Source organism: Corynebacterium sp. ES2775-CONJ, assembly GCF_024814515.1.
In the GTDB taxonomy this organism is placed as follows: domain Bacteria; phylum Actinomycetota; class Actinomycetes; order Mycobacteriales; family Mycobacteriaceae; genus Corynebacterium.
On the sequence record NZ_JANUXT010000001.1, the window covers coordinates 456,582 to 476,249 of the forward strand.

A 19,668-nucleotide genomic window follows, 5' to 3' on the forward strand; every position below is an offset into this window, starting at 1 on the left:
AGCTACTCCGCTTAGCGCTCCTCGGTGATTCATCAGTCCTGGGTCGCAGTCAACTGGCACTACAATTGACATATCCCCAGAGTGTGCTTGGACTTAGCCCGCGGTCGACTATTTTAACGGGTCTAGTTCCCGGGCGACTGCTGCGAAGCACTACTCTTCCCAGTCAAGTGATCGCTCCACAGCCCTGTTCCACTGTCGATAGAGTTTTTTCGCTGTCTCTTCGGTCATCTTGGGTTTGAAGGTCCTCTCCACGGAGCTGTGTCTATGCAAATCCTTGAGGTCATCAAAAATGCCAACGCCCAATCCAGCTGCAAAAGCCGCTCCGAGAGCGGTTGTCTCGACGAATTGAGGACGGTGCACCTCCATGCCCGAAATATCTGCCTGGAATTGCATCAGCAGATCATTGTGAACCATTCCCCCGTCCACTTTGAGCGTATCGAGAGCCTGGTTGCTATCTGCTCGCATCGCCTCAATGAGATCTCGCGTTTGATAAGCTGTCGCTTCGATCACTGCGCGAGAGAGGTGGTGTTTATTGGCAAATCGCGTCAAACCAACAATGATGCCGCGGGCCTCACTCTCCCACCGAGGTGCAAACAGGCCAGAGAATGCCGGGACTATATAAACTCCGCCGTTGTCAGACACTTTCAGAGCACTATCTTCCAGTTCCCCCGCTGAGTTGATTGTGCCGAGATTGTCTCGTAACCACTGTACGAGGGCGCCGCCCATAGCCACCGATCCTTCAAGTGCGTAGTGAGGTTTCTGGCGCTCGATCTGGTAACTCACCGTGGTGATGAGTCCGTGCGAACTTAAAAGAGGTTTTTTGCCAGTATTCATCAGTAAAAATAGACCTGTACCGTAAGTGCTCTTGATATCGCCTTTATGAAAACCAGCCTGACCGAATAGAGCAGCTTGCTGGTCGCCTAGAATTCCAGTGATAGGGGTTCCACCGAGTGTCCCGCGTTGTCTCACGTGTCCGAATGTAGACACGCTGGGACGAATCTCAGGCAGCATCTGCATCGGTATATTCAAAGCCTGGCACAGTTCTTCATCCCATTCGAGGGTTTGAATATTCATAAGCAGGGTGCGCGAAGCATTGGTGACATCTGTGGCATGGCGCGCGGGCTGGCCGTTGTCGCCTTGTGCACCGCCACTGAGGTTCCATAGCAACCACGAATCGATTGTCCCAAAAAGTAGCTCTCCGCGCTCGGCGAGATCTCTGGCACCTTCAATATTATCTAGTAGCCATTTGAGCTTGGGTCCCGATGAATAGGAGTTGACAAACAGTCCGGTTCTTTCATGAATCCACGATTCATCGTGGGTTTGAAGGAGTGTCTGGCACAGTGACCTGGTGCGGGTATCCTGCCAGACAATCGCATTGCTAATGGGCTGGCCGGTCACCTTATTCCACACCACTGTGGTTTCACGCTGGTTAGTTATCCCCACCGCTGCTATTGATTCGCGGGCGATATTTGCCTCTGCTAGCGCCTGTGCTACACACCGCCGGGTATTATCCCAAATCTCTAGTGCATTGTGTTCCACCCAACCCGGTTGCGGGAAGATCTGCTCATGTTCGAACTGACCGCTGCCCACCAGCTCCGCGCGCTCGTCAAAGATGAGGCATCGCGTCGACGTCGTTCCCTGGTCAATTGCAGCAATATAATGCTTATTTCGATCTGCCATCGAATTCCTCTCCGATCTATGCGGTTGTGGTGTAGAAACCATCAGATTTAGCTCGTGATATAAGTCTAAATTAAAAGTTGCAGTGACGCCTCCCATAATATTCAGCAGACTTAACTTCTGCGCGCCTTGGGCACTTTAAGATAGAGAAGCCTCAGTTTCCCACCAAAGGATCGTTCCATGATTAACTCTTCAAAGAATCGTGCCATCGGCCTGGCCATTCTCGCAGCAGCACTTTATGCTTTATCGGCTCCAGCGGCAAAGGTCCTTCTCCTACAGGTCGATCCCACTATGCTGGCGGGACTTCTGTATTTGGGTGCTGGCGTGGGCATGGGCGTGATCACAACTGTTGGTTTGAGCCGAAAATTGGCTCAGGCTGAACCATTCGACAGGACAGATGTGCCCTTCGTTGTGGCAATGGTGGTCCTGGATATCGCCGCACCCATTTTATTGGTTTGGGGATTATCTCTCACCACCCCGGCGACCACTTCTTTATTGAACAATTTTGAGATTGTGGCCACTTCTCTCATCGCTTGGGTTATCTTCAAGGAGGTGCTGAGTCGCAAACTCACTATCGCCATCGTTCTTCTCACTTTGGCGAGCATATTGCTCACCGTTGAAGCCACTGATTTCCGCCTCAACTGGGGCGCAGTACTCGTACTCGGTGCTTGTACTTGTTGGGGCCTGGAGAATAACTGCACCGCACGGCTGTCCTCAAAGAATCCAGCTCATATCGTGACCATCAAGGGGATTTTCTCAGGCCTGGGTAGTCTCATCATCGCCCTCGCAATCGGCGAAGGGGCACCCCCTTGGTTGTGGGTGATATTAGCTATGCTGCTCGGTTTCATTTCCTATGGGCTCAGTATCACGACGTATATCTTGGCCCAAAAGCATTTAGGCGCGGCTAAAACCAGCGCCTATTATGCAATTGCCCCTTTTCTCGGAGTAGCTTTTTCTTTCGTCATTTTCGGTGAGAAACCGGCCTGGAACTTCTATGCGGCGCTGGGCATCATGGTCATAGCCACATGGTTGCTCATTCGCGATTCCATCGGTTTGCAACACTCGCACCAGCACGGTCACGAGCACACTCATAGTCACCGTCACGCTAACGGATTACTGCACTCTCACGCCCATGTGCACCATCACGATCACCGCCATATTCATCCCCGGGAGGAGGCTGATATAGCCATGGAATCTCACACCATAAGCCATACCCACACGTGGTTAGATCGACCTCACTCCCACGAGGACCATCACTAAGCGTTCAATTCCTCTGCTTTCTTAAGAATATTGCGGAGCATCAGCGGGAATATGAGTGAGTGGAAAGGAATGAGCGACCACCAGTACAGCCGACCCGGGAGTCCTGTTGGTTGGAATATGGCCCGTTGCGTATAGCGAGAGCCTGTATCGGTTTCTTCTACTTCGAGAATTAGCCACCCCCGACCATCCAATTTCATTTCAGCGGCCAGCACTAATCGATGCGGGGCATCGATTTCTGCCACGCGCCACCAATCGACACGATCGCCAGGCTTCAGATGCCAGGGATCACGACGACTCCGCAGACCAGGGCCACCGATCAACCGGTCGACGAGACCGCGAATTCGCCACAGCACCGGAGTGGAATACCACCCGTGCGAACCACCAATCCCCTCGACGACCTCCCAAATCTTCTCGGGGGGCAAATCGGAGTGTCCATGGCGGGTATCCTCATAGACTGTGGAGCCAGACCACTGTGGATCAGTAGGTAGGCTGTCAGCGGCGTCTCCTGCAGAGCTCCAACTATTATCCCAGGATGTTGGCACACCGCGCTCCTCCTCTGCTTTGAGCGCCAACTGAACCGCGTGGGAATAATCAATGAGCCCCTCGGGTGGATCGGGAATAATCTGCTCGATATCATGCTCTTCAGTGATCGCATCTTCAGCCATTGATTGCGCCAGTGGGATTGCAAGACTTGCTGGTACAGGGGTTACCAACCCGATCCAGCCACCTGAGAGCAGATCCATGGGGAGCTGCAACGGAACTGGGAAAATATAACGTTTGAGTCCGCGTTGTTTACCGTAGAGTTTAAGCAAATCCATGAATTTGTAGACCTTGCCGCAGCCGATATCATATCCGCGGTTAACGGGCTCGTCTAGGTCTGCCGCCTGCACTAGGTAGTAGAGGGTATCCCGGATCGAGAGGGGCTCAATACGGTTGACGATCCAACTTGGCGCTACCATAATCGGGAGGCGTTCGGTGAGATGGCGGATCATCTCAAAGGAAGCCGACCCAGATCCGATCAAGGTAGCGGCACGATAAACCAGTGTGGGGATGTCGCTCTCAAGGAAAATTTGTGCCACACGTTCGCGCGAACGCATATGCTTTGACAGTTCATCCAGTTTCTTGTGCGATGGGTGCAGGCCCGAGAGATAGACAATCTGCTTGACATCGGCTGCCTCAGCCGCTCGGGCGAACGAGGTAGCGGTCCGTTGTTCAACTACTTCGAAATCCTCGTCCCTACCGCCCATCGAATGCACGAGGTACATCGCTACATCAACGCCCTCCAGTATGCGTTCGGCATCACCCTCGTGAGCGAGATCAGCTTCGACAAGCTCGACATCATCGCTCCAATCGAAGCGTTGCATGCTTGAAATGCGTCGTGAGGATGCTCGAACCCTGAAACCGGCCGCCAGAAGTTCCGTGATCAAGCGACCGCCAACATATCCAGTAGCACCCGTAACGAGCACCAGTCGATCGGGGTTAGAAGCCTTCATATCTAGTGTAGGAGAATTATCTGAACTCATTATTTCAGTCTAGTAGTTAAAAGCTCTCGGGTGACCCAAAAACAAAAAGATGCCTCCCGTGCGGTTGTCTACACGGAAAGCATCTTTCTTTTTCTAGCTATTGGTTGCCCAATTTTCTATCAGCCTTCTCGCGTAGGGAGTCAATTTTGGCAGCCTTATCCTCACCAAGCTTCTCCTTGGCTAAATCGGCTGCTTTATCGAGAGCCGCATCACTGAACTTTTCACCTTGATCGCTGTTGAGAAGTTGCTTAGCTTTGTCTGCTAAGGACATATTGAATCCTTTCTGGTTTGCCTACAGTGTCTTCCACCAATGTAGAGGATTATCTGTGCCAGTGCCGACAGGGCTGGCGAAAAGAAGGCAAGCCGGTGATCTTGTTGTTTAAAAAAACCTTGTCCTCCTCTCATAAGAAAACAATGAGATCGCCCAAATTACCCCGCCGTTGCAGCGGCCCAGGCTGTAGCCGAGCCCTGCAGTGGGTTAAGTGAATACTTAGGAAAATTAACCACTACGATTGACCTCTATTTATGTGGATTTATATGGGTACTCTGCCCCGTGCGGCATGGGCTTTTACTCGGCATTAGCTTTGATTCGGCCCTGTACTCACCAAGGACTCTCAGACTTCGCTCTTAGCCGCACCTCGTCAGAGGCTAACCATTTAAATCGAAGATCACTATAACCCTCCCGTCGCCCACGGCGCTCAGTACTCGTGAGCACCTCACCTCGGGGTTCGGGGGTCACTTATCACCACGGTCCATCTCATGCCTACCTATAATGGCTGAAGTACATCTATCTTGAACACACTGGGGTTGAGTGCTACTGGTGTGAGTCACTCGCACGAGCAGCGACCAACTGATCAAGACTAGACGCCACCACACGACGCGGATCACGACAACCAAAGAAAAAATGGCTGAAAAAAACGATCGACTATAAATCTCAGCCCAATTGTGGTGGGTAGCTCACCTTGACGGTGGAGCTGCCCACTATTTTATCCGAACACCCTTTTAAGGCGGGATAGTGACACAGAGCAAGGAAGTCGCTTGTGCGACTTCCTTGCCCGAACTAAACCCGTGGACTAGCACCACGCACAGCGACTAATAAGGGTAAATAGACATCGGAATCGTATATGCATCTTTTGCAGTACCGCCGCGCATAAGCTGGCTAAGCTTTGCGATATGGGTGCCGACCTCATCCGGAGCGGGACTTTCAAACGAAAATGAATGCACGAGAAGCTCTTCGGCACCGTCGAGCGGCTGAGTCACAATACGCAGATTCTCTCCGTCGCTCGTTGCAGATACAGGGCGACGATCTGCACCAATAAGAGGTTCAGTTTCTCTAATTTCCTGATGCACAAGATCGACTTCCAGGAGCGTTCTTCGATGCGAAAAGTATGACACACTTCCTTCTTCGTAGCGAGAAGACCTATGTACACCTGGTCCTGGTAGCTCCTTGAGTTTTCCTTCATGTTTCAAGGTTTGTTTCTTGCTTAGACCATCGACTGAAAAAACATCCGCACTACTAAATTCGTCAGGAAATGAAATATAGGAGTTTTCTTCCCCGCACCCAAGAACGGAAAAAATCCTGAGGCAACTATTCCAGTAGGCCCGTCGAAACGAGACTCAGACAGTAATCCATCAACTCCCATACGCACAAGCGTTAATCCGCTGCCATCATCTTCATCGCGTTCTATCCAGACAGCTGTTTTATCAGTACAAGCCCTCAATGCGATCGGCCTCATATCACGAGTTACCACATTTGTAGTGTCCTCAGTAGCAAGCACGATGCGGCTAGCGTACGGACTACCACTCTTACTTACATTAAAAACAAACACTGCTGTTTCGTTGTCTGCTGAACCAGCAGAAGTCGTTTGGGTCGGTAATCCTAAACCTTCAATTGGTCTCTCAGATTGCTTGTGAAAATGCGAATCAAAGACAACCATTTGATCCATATCTGGTGCCATATACCCTTCACCAAGCCTCTCTATCGAAGGGTTATACACCGAAGCAAGTTCAGAAAGAGAATCCACTTCGTCAGCGTTTGATCCAAAAACGTAGTTATGGTTGTTTGCGGAAGGAGCCACAGAAACAGCTCTAGCGATACCACCCCATTCCCAAGAAACAAGAGCTTTTGATTGCTGTGGGGTCCCCTGCGCACATGAAGAAACAACAAATGCGCTCGCTCCCAAAGCCCAAACCGTTAGAAGCTTTCGAAATAGCATTCTGGGCAATGTTGACTTCCGATCAGTATTCGTAGGTATTATGCGACTTCAAAATGTCAGAAGGCATAACAGCTGGCTATAAGGTTCATAGGGATGCTCTTCGCCGATATCAAGACCACCACCAGAAGCTTTCTTATATGCAGCCCATACCAGTTGTGCGCAATTGTATGTATCTTGCTCTAACGCCCCAATACGAGTTGCGAGAGACTTCTTGTTATAGCCTTTTCCTTCCTGGGCCTGCTTCTTAGCAAAGGCTACGGCACCTGCTCGAGTGGCGTCATCGGTTTTAACGTGCAAGAGTCTCGGAGCGCATACACCTTCTTGAATGCTCCCTAAAAGCCTCTGGACGCCTCGCTCAGGATTAACGGCTTCCACCGTCTCAATTTCTTCCATTGTGGCCCCCTCTTTAACGAAGATGCCACTGTGGCCATGATTTTAAGTATAAGTAGTAGCCACAGAATAAAATACGTCTCCGGCAAGAGTATTCGAGTTTCCAGGTGGAATATAACTGCAACCCGCAGCTTCATTATCGCTGTTCGATTGCAAAACAGGAGCTTCAACTAGCGCTGCGAGCAGATTGGATTGATTAAATTCAAGCGACTTAAGAGAATTCGCTAAAGGATTTTCAAATCCTATTTTGCTATCAATACCGTGATCTGCAAAGTCTTTCATTAGCACATCAAATATCTCTTGCGCCCCTTGACCATCTAAGCCAAAAGACTTGGCCAAACTAGAGATAGTTTCATTAAAGGATGCTATTTCGCCTCGCTCAAAGCGTTGACGCACATGCCACTCTCCAATGTTTTCCTGCGGTGCTACAGGATAATATCCATAGCGGCTTCTTTCGTATTCAACTTTAGCCCACTTAGACAAGATCGGTTCATAAACAGCCTGCGCTCCTGTCTTCGGTGTCCAGTAGATCATCCCATGTTCGAAGACATTGAAGCGTCCTATTCCATCTGGAGTGATGAGTTCATCGGCGAAGTAGCAGGTATCGCTGCTATCCATACCAACTCTCCAAACGATGATGTTGCTTTCATTAAAGTAGGCACAGGAATCCACGCAGATACCTTTATCCTTGCTAATGAGCCGTTAACCATTGGGGATCAAGCCGTACTTACCGGGTACGCGCAGCGCCAAGACTATGCCTCCTCAGCTAAGACAGTCATTTCTAAAAAAGTTGACTCCCTGGATTTCGGGAACGCTACATACACAGCTGTTTTCGAAGGGACATCCGCAACTGCTTCACGTTCCTGTGGCGGAGACTCAGGAGCCCCCATTTACAAGGACTATACCCTCTACGCAGTGCATATTGCCGGCGGATTCAACCCCGAATGCAACGATGGAAAAGACCGCCCCATGTGGCATACCCACGTTGTGCCACGAGTTTCCTGGATTAAAGAAACAGTCCACAACAATTCAAGTTTCACGGACCAGGAAAAATCCAAGGCGAACATCGGCCTAAAGCATGCAGCCACCGTTTGCCCAGATGCAAGCAAGCCCCAAGTTCCACACGAAGGTGGATTATCAAGTACACCCCCATCTAGCTCTTTTAAACTATCAAGCACGTAATCTTCTTACTCTCACTGCCTAGCGCCAGGGGAACCGTCTATTGCTTACGGCATGTTCCACCCCTTGGCTAAATAAGACCAGCCTCCCTTAGAGCGTTCAAATGACGATTAGCTTGCTGCCGAGTAATGCCTAGTTCCTGGCCTACGGTTCGTCCTGACGGAAGCTTCCTGTCTGGGTTCAGACATCCATCGCTGTTGCTAGCACCCGCCCTCGGGTTCCTTTTCCCTGGCTCTGGCGAGGTGCATTGGCAGCTTGGAGCTTCTTACGCGCTGCTTTCGTATCTTCTCCATTAGGATCGTTTTCCCAGCACTCTGCGGCTTTCTTACAGCCTTTGTGTCTCATGGTGGCGAGTGCTTTGCGTTCGCTGCTGGTGGCTTTCTCGCTAGCGCTGTGGCCTTGATAATCCGGGCTTGAGGACGTGGTGACGTATCCACGCACACGCCTGGCAATGGTTAGACGATCTGACACTGGTGGCTTGTCCCCGGGCCGCCCGGCTCCGCCGTGGGATTGTGCCATCTTGTAGGCGTGCTCGGATGCTCTCACACCGGTGTGCGCACTCTGCCCGAAAGAGATTTCCTGGACCTGCGCTAGTTCTCGCGAGACATATCAGCATAGTTTGCAAACAGAATCTCTTGGCGCTGCCGCTCGTTGGTGAGCTTGCGCGGAACTCCCATCGCTTTATCGAGTTCCCGATCTAGATCATCGTGAGCTCTAACAAGGGCATGGTCCATTGCTAACGGGTCGTAGTGGTCAACGCGCGAGTGATCGAGGTGAAGCTCGCGCGCGGCCAAACCAAGGTAAGAGTTCAGGCTATCCTCAGGTGACTCTCTAGCGTGCTTCTTCGCTCCCCTCTATCACCGCCTGATGATGATTATTGGTCGACCTAACGACCCATGATCTGACATTTCCTAAAAATGTTGAAGACAATTTGGATCGTATGTAACCTAGATCACGAATCTCCCCTCTCTAAGGATTGGAAACACTATGAGACCTCGATCAAAATCCCTGGCTTAACTAGCTTCCGTCGCTATCCTTTTCTCTGGTCAGGGTCAAGCCGTCGCTGCCGAAAAAGACGATCCTTTAACCCTTCAGGAGTTCCAATAACAGACCGATGCAGAGACATCAGTCACTCCGGAGGTTCTGGATCAAGCTTTTGAGGAGCTGATCAACTCGGCTGTTCCCCGAACTGTAAATGACGACTCCCCCGTAACCTTCGACCTCGAGCACATGGATCTAACGTTGAAGGATTCACATGCCATCACCCCCTACGCAAGTGGAGGGAATGAAGAAGGGGGCTTTTGGGTAGAGTTCACCCCTCTTGAGAAGGACCTGATCATTAGAGGATCGGGGTTTGCCCTAGGGGCCGCCATCTGCGCCATTCCCGGTGTCGGGTGAGCTACCTGCACCGTCGTTAGAGCTATCATCACCGGGGCAACAGTGGTTCTCAGCCACCACAATATGTGCAATAATCGCATAAAGATCAATTACACAAGGGCCGGAGCGGTTCGTAACAGCGAGTGTACTTAACGATCAAGTGCGAAAGATGACTCATGAACAGGCATAAAATATCGCCCAATGCGATTGTCGTTGCACTATTTGGGCTGGCAATCTCAGGTTATGTCGCCATTTCAAACAGGTCGATCCTCGGATTTGCCATCCTCATACTGCTCGCCATAGTTGCGGCAGTACTGGTCAATCACGTCAAAAACAGTCATCAGGAATAACCGGCGAGTAAAGTCGTCTGCCGGACGCCAACCTGGCATAACGTTTTATCACCGTTTATTTCTGCATTGTTTGGCTAGGCTTCGCACGCTCTCCGACCCTCTCGGATTCCCTGCCCCCGCTCTCCCTAGCTCTACTGCTCGGCGCATGGCGTCGACTCTGATCCTCGAAACTGCCACACACCATATGCACTCCAAGAGCCTTGGGGTGCGCGCACTGACCGCCGTACCCAAACCAGCGCTACAACTGACCCCGCGCGAGAGGAAAACCGGTGAAACATTTTCACCCCGCGCGATACCTAAGCCATTCCCGAGAACGTCTTAAACTGCCCCAAACTCGCGGCTACAACTACGGCGTTCGTGGCACTTTTGCGCGTTCTGCCCGAGCTTCCCTACGTCCGCCGAAAGCGCGCGCCGCTTTCTTCTTCAAACGCGCCCCTGTGCACGCATAACGAAAAGTGCGCGCCCTCTTTCTCCAAAGCGTGCACTTAACGCTACAACCGGTGCTACAACCAGTGCTCCAAGAACCCGGCAGACTCGCCACAAAGCTTGCTACAACCCCCCCGCTCCAACAAAGCTAAATGAGTTCCGGGTCGTTGCTTGTGAAGCTGGTTAAGTATCTCTGCTCCGAAGTTCTTTCGAGATGTGATTAACTTCTTTTTGAAGATTAATCAGCATTTGCGCCCCTTTAAAAGCAAGCGAAATTATAAGAACAGGAACTAAAGGAGTAGCCCCAATGACGAGGATTTCCATTTTTTCTTCCTTCGACGCTTGGGCTGTTAAACAGCAACCTGGGTTCCAGAATTTTAGCCTCTCTGTAGTATGACTTGAAGCACATACTAATGAGAAGTCTCCCTGCTGCCCAGGGGGTGAGAGAAACTCTCTTCAACCACCCGCCCCGACACAACCAACCACCACCCAAGCACTCACCAAACAATCCCCCCTAGGTAAGTACTTTCCCTAGGGAAAACACACCCCTACTACTAAAGGTTTTCTAATCGAAGATAGTAACCAACCGGCTACCGCCCGGGGGAAGCGTATATTGCTTACGGCGGGTTGCACTTTTAGCCAATCAATCCGGCAGCCCTAAGTTCTCGTAAATGAGCGCTTGCCGTCTTGCAAGTGATGCCTAATTCACGGCCAATAGCCGCGCCTGAAAGCACTTTGCCGGTCTGGGCTAGCTCGGCAGCGTAGACGGCTAAGACTCTCGCGCGGGTTTCGTTGCCCGCCAGTTTCTAACGCTTGTTGGCTGCTGCGAGTTTCTGGCGTTCTTTCTTCGCGTAGTCACTGTTGGGGTCTTGCCAGCGCTTGGCTGCGGTCTGCCTGCCCTCCATTGGCGGAAGTTAAGGCGAAGCCCCGCGGTAGCTTAACCATGAAAAAGCGCAGCGTAGCTACTAAATGGGACCTCTTGGCGTTGCTTCTCGCTCGTGAGTTTGCGAGGCGCTCCCATCGCTTTATCAACCTCACGGTCAATGCGTCATGCACCTTCACCAACTCAAGCGACATCGCTAGCGGAGTGTGATGATTAGCCAAGGAACGCTCCGGGTACAGTTCCCGGGCAGCTAAAACTTTCTTGCCCGCGTTGATAATCCGCTCCCTTGTTGCCTCATCCAAATCAGGCACGGGGAAGGTATTCCACGTAAGCGTGTTGAAAAGCGTAGTCGCGATTCCAACCGACCCCCTACGGTTCTTTGCCACGTGATGAACATGGAAGAAGAAATTAAAGCGAACGGTAGTCCGTCTTCATCAGGTGCCCGGAACACAGCGTCTGATGGAACGACTGTTTCGTCATACCGTGCAACGGTAAAAAGTTGCGTGTCTCACTTACAACCCTTGGAATACACAAAAAATGGTTCTTGAGGTTGCCTGCGTTCAGTGAACAGGTGCGGCACCTGGGATAGCTCCCGTGTAGAAGGTTCTTACTTCTCGCACTGAAGTCCGCTACGTGGTGGGCCATTTGGTATATAGATTTGCCATAGCTTAAAGCTAGAAAACGACACCCAAATATCACATCTGGAACAAAAAGCGTGGATTTCGGCACAAGCAGCCCGAGCGACCCCCGGGAGGAGTAGGCACCTACATAACGCCGCATAACCCGCTATTTTCGGGCCGATCTATACACGCTTCTTGTCCCTTAGCCCGCGGCGGGGAAATTTAATTTATTAACGCATAAAGTGCAAATTAGGATTGCTTTTGCTAACCTAAGTGTGGGAGATGGACCTAAAGTAGGGTTTATACCCCAAGGTACCTGAGGGTAAAAAAGTAAGTTGCAGGCTAGTCTATTTTCTTTAAGAAGTAAATATGCAAATATAGAAAGGTTTAGCTTTTGAAAGCATCATTTAAACGGGGCTTATTAATATCTGTCACTGCAGGACTGCTCGGTGGCGGAGCCAACTATCTAATGGAAGGCGACGTTGCCAAATCCATAGCTGTGGTTGGGATAGGTTTCGCACTCGGCCTGATAATTATGCTGCTCTTTTCTATCGGAGGTGGGCCTAAGGATGTCTGATAAAGACATCGGTATATCGAGGTTAGTGTAGAACCCTGGCTTCACATGCAGACGCCAGGGTAACGAATTGGTGCTTTCCTATCTGCGCCAGGTTCAAGTCATTTCCACGCCTGAAGATAGTGACGTTCTGGATATATTGGAAACCTCAGGAGCGTTCAAGTGCAATTTTTTCGATCTGCGAGAATTTATGAATTAACCTAGTTATGGATAACTTGATAGGGGAAAAAGTGTTTACAGTGGCTGCGGAGATGATTGGGAAACGATACCGGGATACAACGGTTCTTGATGACATCACCTTCACTATCTCCAGTGGTGATATCTTGGGAGTCCTGGGCCCGAATGGTGCCGGGAAATCTACTCTCTTAGACTGATTAGTGGTTTAGAGGAGCCTACTTGCGGTGACATTAGGGTTCTAGGTCAACGGCCAACAGCTCGCGTAAGTAAACAAGCTCTGGGTCTAGTGCCGCAAGAAACAAAGCTGCCGGATTCTTTGAGCGCTCTTGAAATGGCGCAGTTCGTCTCATCGCAGTTTCCTGGCAGTCCCACAGATACTGATTTTTGCTTGAAGCACCTGGAAAGTTGGGACATCGGGCAATTCGCAAAAAAGCAGTTGCGTAGCCTCTCTGGTGGCCAAAAACACCGCGTCAGTGTGGCCTTGGCTTACCTTGGAGATCCGAAATTGGTTCTCCTGGATGAGCCGACCACTGGATTAGACACCGAAGCCCGCCGATTAATGTGGGATAGAATTCAACGGCAGTCTCAGCGTGGTGTCGCGACCTTGCTAACTTCACACTATTTAGATGAGGTGGATTTGCTTGCTGATCATATTCTTCTCCTAGATAAGGGACGAAGCAAAGGTTACATGACTAAAGCTGAGTTTCTGCGAGTGTCACAAGCAACCGTTGTTGAATGCACAGTGGATAACCCCGAAGTAGTGCAAAGCCTGCCTAGCGTTGGCAGTTGCGAGCTTTCTCAAGGCGCGGACTCCCCTTCCATGAGCGCAGGGGACGGCAACGGCAGGCGCCTGAAGTTTACCGTTAGCAATATCAATGCTTTTGTTAAAGAGCTAGTTGCCAGCGGAGTTAATTTCACAGAACTCCGAGCTAACCCCATGTCGTTGGAAGAAGCTATGGAGACACGATTGCGTGAACAGGTAACCACCAATCCTGAGGAGCTGCGATAATGACTAATGCGTTAAGAGTTTTTTCTGGTCATCTCAAAGTTGTGGTTTTGGAAACATTTCGGGATTTGATGGCTCTGACTGGAAATATTGTCATTCCGCTGTTGTGTTTTGTGTTCTTTGTTCTTCCGAACTCACAAGTTGTAGAGGATGCCCATCTTGCGACTGAATCGACGCTGCAGCTGGTCGTGATGATTTCAATGTCAACCTGTTTGTTTGGGTTTAGTACTTCGATTGCCCAGGATAGGCAGACTGGGTTTGCTAACTATCTACGGACTTTGCCTTACGGCCTCTTCCCCCGCTATATCGCCCATATCGTCACAGTTAGCCTCATGATGGTGGTGGGTATAGCTCTGCTCTTGGGCTGCGCTCTGGTTACTACCGAATTCGAACTGACACGGCATTTTGTGGCTGCGACCGGCGGCCTGGTGGCATCGACAGTGATGTTCGGTTTGCTCGGCAGCTTCATGGGGAGGATCTTGACTACGAAATCCGTTGTTACTGTTGCCCAGTTACTCTTTTTAACATTGGCTTTTGCTGGCGGAATCTTGGTTTCGCCTTCCTACATGCCGGAGCGATTGAATGATTTAAGCTTGTTGCTACCTTCACGGGCCGCGCGAGATCTCATTGTTGATCTTGGGCTAGGAAATAACCTAGCTTCGGCGACCTTGATCGGGTTTGGGGCGTGGACCGCAGGCTTTGCTCTGCTAAACACCTTAGCAGTTAGGCGAAAACTCTCTTGAGTGGTTTCCAATTTCCGCTAACTAGCTTTGGCGCAAACCGGGTTCATGACTATTTTCTTCCCCCCGTTACGCTCAATTATGCGCATCCTTAATTGGGAGTCCTCCTCAAAATCTTTTGGATGCCGGCTGTCAGTTTGGGCAATTATCTCATGTTTTGAAGTCATTGGAAGACCAGGGATGGGGGAAACCGACTATACGGGTATTGACATAGACACCCAGGCCCTGAATTTTGCGAGAAATCAATTTTCTCTTCGGAATTCAGGCCATAGTTTCTTCAACAATATATCGCCGAATATAATCGACAATTTCATGAATGGTTTGATTGTATTGTTTGTAGCCTAACATTATCTCTAGTTGATTATCCACGGAACGCTTTATCTATTTTCCCGAACTATCTAGTTCCGGGCGGTAGAGTTATTATAGTTGATTTCTCGCTCAAACGTTCTTTACGTACGAGTTCTTCAAATAAGCCTGAAATCTTTCCCATGGGAGTGAAAGACTATGTAATTGGTCAGAGGGGCTTGGGGCTAAGGCTTGTTGCAATTAAGGAAATTACAAAAAAATTATCGTGCGAGAACGGCCTGACTGCGGAATGGGATTACTTCTTGGACGATGGCTCGATGGTCGTTCCATTGTTGGAAGAATCAGTAGGAGAAACGCTGACTAATATTGATTGCCCTGGCAGTGTGTATATTTATGTCCTTAACCTATGTAAGCCGCCGTAGATGCTAGAAAATTGCGGTGATTAGCGGTGGCTGGTTTGGTACTTAAGGTAATTCATACGTTATGTGCATTCTATTGGCCGGATGTTATGCGTAAAAATAACGTCGTTACTTCTTGGGCATACTACGATGCGCCAACGGTCATCATTGCTCTTCCGGCCGTATCCGGTTATTTACGCGCTGCCATCAAGGACATTACTGGTTCGTATCGAAGAGCCATTCTCTATCCTAGGCTGGCTGCAACCGCTGGAGTGGGGTTTCACTACTTGAAACTATGTGTCGGGCGTTACATGTGGAGACCACCTACCAGTCTGTTGATTAGGCCCTGCATAGAGTGCCACGATACCTGTGTTGTCCGCTAGACTTTATCTACCATGTCTAGATCCGATGATCCACTCCAGCCGCTGATTAAAGATCCTTATGCTCAGGTAACAACGCCTATCCCCTCGATCTCTCAGCGACATCTCCCCCGTTTTCGCGGCCAGTCTCATCGCAAGAATATGTCCCAAGCGTTTATTACAGGCGCCACCCTTTATCACAATATCCGCCCGTCCTATCCCAATGAAGTTCTCGACCTCATTGGCAAGGCAGATAAAGTCCTCGACATAGGAGCTGGAACGGGAAAATTCACCGAGCTTTTAGCTCAAGACTCTAGATTCCAGCAGATTTATGCGCTCGAACCCAGCGCCGATATGGCACGTAGTTTTACTCGCGCCCTACCCCAGATTCCAATTCTCAGGGCGAACGCAGAGGAGATACCGTGTACCGAGGGCTCTTTCGACCTTATAACTGTTGCTCAAGCATGGCATTGGATGGATAATGAGCGGGCTAGTAAAGAACTCGCACGGATCTCGACGATTGATGCCTCAGTTCTTTTGGTGTGGAATACACTCGATGTCGATATCCCGTGGGTGCATCGGCTCAGCCGCATTATACACTCAGGCGATACGCTCAAGCGCGGCTTCGTCCCCCAGGTCGCTCCGCCTTGGCTCATTGTCGAGGACTACCGCGGTTCTTGGGATCAGATCATCTACCCTCCACAACTCCTAGAGTTAGCCCAGACCCGCTCCTACTGGCTGCGGGCTCGTGACAAGGATCGCGAACGCCTCACAAAAAATTTGACGTGGTATCTCTTCGAAAAACTTGAATTAGATCCTGCCCGTCCGCTCGCGCTGCCCTATAGGGTTGATGCTTTCCTTTTGCAGAAAGCCCGCTGAGATGAGCAGAAGATAGAAGAATGCTGTGATCCAGAAATCTCTTGGATCACAGCATTTTTTAGGACTTACGTCCGCGGCGTTCTCTCACTCGCACCGCTATGCGAACTGGCGAACCCTCGAAACCGAAGGACTCTCGGAATTTTCGCTCCAAATAGCGTCGGTAACCAGCATCGAGGAAGCCTGTTGTAAAGAGCACAATTACTGGTGGCCTCGTGGACGCCTGGGTGGCGAAAAGTACCCGGGGCACTCGTCCGCCCTTCATAGGAGGCGGATTTTGCGCAATGACTTGCCGCAACCAGTTATTGAGCTGCCCCGTCGTTACTCGCTGATCCCAGCTTTCGAGAGCCTTGATCATATACGGCTCCAAGCGGTTGAGTGCGCGACCGGTTTCCGCTGAAATATTGATTCGCGTCACCCATGGTATATGGGCTAGCTGCTGATCGATTTCGCGGTCGAGCTCCCACCGGCGGTCATCGGTCATGAGATCCCACTTATTAAAAGCGAGCACCAATGCCTTTCCCGATTCCAAAATCATATTGAGTACCCGCTGATCCTGCTCACTAACGGGCTCGGAGGAATCAATCATCATCACGCAAACTTCGGCTGCATCGATTGCGGCCCGGGTGCGTAGAGATGCATAGTACTCGTGGCCCTGGGCATTTTTCACTTTTTTACGCAGTCCAGCAGTATCGACAAAGCGCCAGGCTTGCTGGTCGAGGTGCACGATGGAATCCACTGGGTCGACGGTGGTGCCGGCGATATTATCTACCACCGAGCGTTCTTCACCAGAGATCTTATTCAACAACGAGGACTTACCGACATTCGGTTTACCGACCAAGGCTACACGCCGCGGTCCTTCGGTAATCGAGGAATGTCGAGGTTCCTCTGGGAATAAACGTAAAATTTCCTCCAGCACGTCGGCACCACCTCGGCCGTGGAGGGCAGAAACTGGCCACGGATCCCCAAGACCGAGAGCATAGAACTCAGCCATATCGGCGTATTGGTTATCGGAATCAAATTTATTGGCTACGAGGATAACGGGTACATCGGAGCGCTGCAGTTTTCGCGCCATGACACTATCGGTCTCGGTGATGCCCACCTTCGTGTCCACCACCATAACTATCACATCGGCCGTGGACATGGCTACTTCTGCTTGACGCGCGATTGCGCTGTGGATGCCCTTGGTATTTGGATCCCAGCCGCCAGTATCCTGGACCCAGAAGCGACTTCCGCCCCAATCGGCAATATAGGATATGCGATCGCGCGTGACCCCGGGATGGTCCTCGACCACAGCTTCACGGCGCCCTAAGAAACGATTAACGAGCGAAGATTTTCCCACATTGGGTCGGCCTACAATGGCAACGGTGCACAGTTTTTCGGAGATTGTATCATCGCGTTCGAAGCCGAAGGCACGCTCAACCTCTTCCCAATCCTGCTCGGAATAATCGTCGCCGAAATCGGGATCAGAGAACTCCGTTTCATCGAACTCTTCACCAAAAAATTTTGGGTCGTCATAGTCGAAGTCTTGAGCGTCAAAATCTCGGGCGGCATAGCCACCGCCCACGACCTCGATGTCTTCTTCTTCGTAGGCTTGATCGGCTGGAATCTCACCGTGACGTGTGGGATAGACAAATACTGTTTCTTCTTCTGTCTCGTGCTGATTTTTATTCGTCATGGGTGTTCTCCTTAGCCGCAGTTGTATTGTCAACGAGTTCGGTCACCACGGCAACGACCTCGTTAAGTGATAGATGTGAGGAATCGACCACGTGAGCGTCCTTAGCCGGTACGAGGGGACTAAGTGACCGCGTGGAATCTAGCTCATCGCGCCGCTGTACGGCAGCGAGAATTGCATCAAACTCCGCCTCGCGGCCTGATCGAAGTTCTTGGTCAAGACGGCGCTGAGCTCGCACTTCAGCAGAAGCTGTGAGAAAGATCTTTACCTGGGCCTGAGGAAGGACAACCGTGCCAATATCGCGCCCATCAACTACGCAGCGCTGGGCTTTTAGCGCCAAGTCGCGCTGCAAGCCCACAAGGTTATCGCGCACTTCTTTTACCGATGATACTGCCGAGACTGCCTGGGTTACCGCAGTGCCACGTATCTCCTCTGAAACGTCCTCGCCACCAAGAATCACCTCTGTGGCTAGTGGATCCTCGTTAACGTCGAGTGGCAGATCGGTAGTTGCTGTGGCAACAGCGGTGGCATCCTGAGGGTCGATACCCAGGCGTAGTATATGCAAGGTCGCTACTCGATACATGGCGCCTGTGTCGAGATAGTGCGCGTGATAACGCTGGGCAACCAGCCGGCACACCGTAGACTTTCCAGCCCCCGAAGGTCCATCGACGGCAATGATCAGTTGATTAGCCATTACATGTCCACCACCTTATACAGGCTGGTTAATTCCGAGGTATTGAGGGCCCTCAGCGTGCCAGGCTTTTGCTCGCCCAACTGGATATTATGCAGCTTGGTGCGTACCAGAGCCTGCACGGGGAAGCCAGCTTCCTTCAGCATGCGACGCACTATGTGCTTACGTCCCTCGTGGATCTCCAGCCGTATCAGGGATTTACCTTGGTAGGTGTCAACAATCTGAACGTGATCGGCGCGTGCGGGCCCATCATCAAGCTCGATTCCCTTGAGTAAGGTACGAACCAAGTTGCGGTCGGCTTCGCCAAGTACCGTGGCGAGGTAAGTTTTCGAGACCTTGTAGCTGGGGTGCATGAGGCGGTTGGCTAGTTCTCCATCATTGGTGAGCAGAATGAGCCCCTCCGTCGCCGCATCGAGCCGACCTACGTGAAAGAGGCGTTGGCCAGCGCTGACGCGTTCAGAAACAAGATCTCCAATACAGGGACGACCCATATCATCACTCATCGTGGAGTGCACGCCTCGGGGCTTATTCAGGACGAAGTACTGATAGTTTTCGTTAACATTGACCCGCACCCCATCCACCCGTATGAGATCGTTCTGCGGATCAACTCGCAGTCCCTGTTCCTGCACGATCTTTCCGTTAACTTCTACACGGGCTTGATCAATGAGCACTTCCGCGTGACGACGGGATGCTACGCCCGCTTGCGCAAGCACCTTTTGGAGACGAATCCCCTCACTACGGTGAACTGGCCCCCTGTCGAATGCGGTTTTATGCTGGTGCCGCGCTGGCTTTGCATTGGAGATATAGAGCTTGTCATCGCTTGATCGCGATGGCTTGCGTCGCGATCCCGATCCTCCGCGGCCTAATTGTTGTGCACCACTTCGTTTCGAACGTGGTTTTCCCGGTGTGCCATCCCGGCGAGCGGTTGGAGACATATGTCGCCTACTTTCAGTACAAGTGTCAAA

General features: G+C 51.1%; 18 protein-coding genes and 1 pseudogene. 6 read left to right on the forward strand and 13 right to left on the reverse strand.

Annotated elements, in window-relative coordinates; genetic code table 11:
* Positions 1–150: 150 nt before the first annotated feature.
* Complete coding sequence (gene glpK / locus NXT01_RS02090) at positions 151–1,680, reverse strand: glycerol kinase GlpK (protein ID WP_259077014.1); 1,530 nt, start codon at positions 1,678–1,680, stop codon at positions 151–153.
* A 177-nt stretch (positions 1,681–1,857) separates the two neighbouring features.
* On the opposite strand from glpK, the gene NXT01_RS02095 reads away from it, so the two are divergent.
* A complete protein-coding gene (locus NXT01_RS02095; protein ID WP_259077016.1) occupies positions 1,858–2,937 on the forward strand; it encodes a DMT family transporter in 1,080 nt (359 codons plus the stop codon).
* On the opposite strand, the gene NXT01_RS02100 is transcribed toward NXT01_RS02095, so the two are convergent.
* The 6 genes from NXT01_RS02100 to NXT01_RS02125 all read right to left on the reverse strand — a co-directional run bounded on the left by NXT01_RS02100 (position 2,934) and on the right by NXT01_RS02125 (position 7,600).
* Complete coding sequence (locus NXT01_RS02100) at positions 2,934–4,460, reverse strand: SDR family oxidoreductase (RefSeq protein WP_259077018.1); 1,527 nt, start codon at positions 4,458–4,460, stop codon at positions 2,934–2,936. The genes NXT01_RS02095 and NXT01_RS02100 overlap by 4 nt on opposite strands.
* Before the next feature lie 97 nt (positions 4,461–4,557).
* Complete coding sequence (locus NXT01_RS02105; protein WP_259077020.1) at positions 4,558–4,731, reverse strand: Rv0909 family putative TA system antitoxin; 174 nt, start codon at positions 4,729–4,731, stop codon at positions 4,558–4,560.
* Between the two features lie 821 nt (positions 4,732–5,552).
* Positions 5,553–5,855, reverse strand: coding sequence for a hypothetical protein (locus NXT01_RS02110; protein WP_259077022.1), 303 nt, complete (start codon positions 5,853–5,855; stop codon positions 5,553–5,555).
* 89 nt (positions 5,856–5,944) lie between these two features.
* Positions 5,945–6,676, reverse strand: a complete 732-nt coding sequence (locus NXT01_RS02115) for a hypothetical protein (protein ID WP_259077024.1) — start codon at positions 6,674–6,676, stop codon at positions 5,945–5,947.
* Positions 6,677–6,724: 48 nt separating this feature from the next.
* Positions 6,725–7,069 carry a hypothetical protein gene (locus NXT01_RS02120; RefSeq protein WP_259077026.1) on the reverse strand — a complete coding sequence of 115 codons (345 nt, stop codon included), beginning with the start codon at positions 7,067–7,069 and terminating at the stop codon, positions 6,725–6,727.
* Between the two features lie 42 nt (positions 7,070–7,111).
* Positions 7,112–7,600: an LGFP repeat-containing protein gene (locus NXT01_RS02125; protein ID WP_259077028.1), complete on the reverse strand. Its 489-nt coding sequence runs from the start codon at positions 7,598–7,600 to the stop codon at positions 7,112–7,114.
* Positions 7,601–7,603: 3 nt separating this feature from the next.
* Between NXT01_RS02125 and NXT01_RS02130 the strand changes: the two genes are divergently transcribed.
* The gene (locus tag NXT01_RS02130; RefSeq protein WP_259077030.1) at positions 7,604–8,248 is read left to right on the forward strand and encodes a hypothetical protein; all 645 of its coding nucleotides are present in this window, start codon (positions 7,604–7,606) and stop codon (positions 8,246–8,248) included.
* Positions 8,249–8,425: 177 nt separating this feature from the next.
* On the opposite strand, the gene NXT01_RS02135 is transcribed toward NXT01_RS02130, so the two are convergent.
* Positions 8,426–8,764 (reverse strand): hypothetical protein, encoded by a 339-nt coding sequence (locus tag NXT01_RS02135; RefSeq protein ID WP_259077032.1) that lies wholly within the window; start codon positions 8,762–8,764, stop codon positions 8,426–8,428.
* Between the two features lie 71 nt (positions 8,765–8,835).
* Positions 8,836–9,039, reverse strand: a complete 204-nt coding sequence (locus NXT01_RS02140; RefSeq protein WP_259077034.1) for a type IIL restriction-modification enzyme MmeI — start codon at positions 9,037–9,039, stop codon at positions 8,836–8,838.
* Between the two features lie 759 nt (positions 9,040–9,798).
* Here NXT01_RS02140 and NXT01_RS02145 point away from each other — a divergent pair.
* The gene (locus NXT01_RS02145) at positions 9,799–9,972 is read left to right on the forward strand and encodes a hypothetical protein (RefSeq protein ID WP_259077036.1); all 174 of its coding nucleotides are present in this window, start codon (positions 9,799–9,801) and stop codon (positions 9,970–9,972) included.
* A gap of 1,559 nt (positions 9,973–11,531) precedes the next feature.
* On the opposite strand, the gene NXT01_RS09410 is transcribed toward NXT01_RS02145, so the two are convergent.
* Positions 11,532–11,732, reverse strand: coding sequence for a type IIL restriction-modification enzyme MmeI (locus NXT01_RS09410; protein ID WP_310470196.1), 201 nt, complete (start codon positions 11,730–11,732; stop codon positions 11,532–11,534).
* A 994-nt stretch (positions 11,733–12,726) separates the two neighbouring features.
* Between NXT01_RS09410 and NXT01_RS02150 the strand changes: the two are divergent.
* From NXT01_RS02150 to NXT01_RS02160, 3 genes and pseudogenes are all read left to right on the forward strand, one after another.
* Positions 12,727–13,661: pseudogene (locus NXT01_RS02150) on the forward strand (ABC transporter ATP-binding protein).
* Positions 13,661–14,401: an ABC transporter permease gene (locus NXT01_RS02155; RefSeq protein WP_259077038.1), complete on the forward strand. Its 741-nt coding sequence runs from the start codon at positions 13,661–13,663 to the stop codon at positions 14,399–14,401. Before NXT01_RS02150 ends, NXT01_RS02155 begins: the two are co-directional and overlap by 1 nt.
* 1,096 nt (positions 14,402–15,497) lie before the next feature.
* A complete protein-coding gene (locus NXT01_RS02160; protein WP_259077040.1) occupies positions 15,498–16,340 on the forward strand; it encodes a class I SAM-dependent methyltransferase in 843 nt (280 codons plus the stop codon).
* Between the two features lie 58 nt (positions 16,341–16,398).
* Here the strand turns inward: NXT01_RS02160 and der are convergent, their stop codons facing one another.
* From der to NXT01_RS02175, 3 genes are read right to left on the reverse strand one after another with little or no spacing between them, the layout of a single operon-like run.
* Positions 16,399–18,015: a ribosome biogenesis GTPase Der gene (gene der / locus NXT01_RS02165; protein WP_259077042.1), complete on the reverse strand. Its 1,617-nt coding sequence runs from the start codon at positions 18,013–18,015 to the stop codon at positions 16,399–16,401.
* Positions 18,005–18,706, reverse strand: a complete 702-nt coding sequence (cmk, locus tag NXT01_RS02170; protein ID WP_259077044.1) for a (d)CMP kinase — start codon at positions 18,704–18,706, stop codon at positions 18,005–18,007. The genes der and cmk overlap by 11 nt, the downstream gene beginning before the upstream one ends.
* The gene (locus NXT01_RS02175) at positions 18,706–19,638 is read right to left on the reverse strand and encodes a pseudouridine synthase (protein ID WP_259077046.1); all 933 of its coding nucleotides are present in this window, start codon (positions 19,636–19,638) and stop codon (positions 18,706–18,708) included. Before NXT01_RS02175 ends, cmk begins: the two co-directional genes overlap by 1 nt.
* Positions 19,639–19,668: the final 30 nt, after the last annotated feature.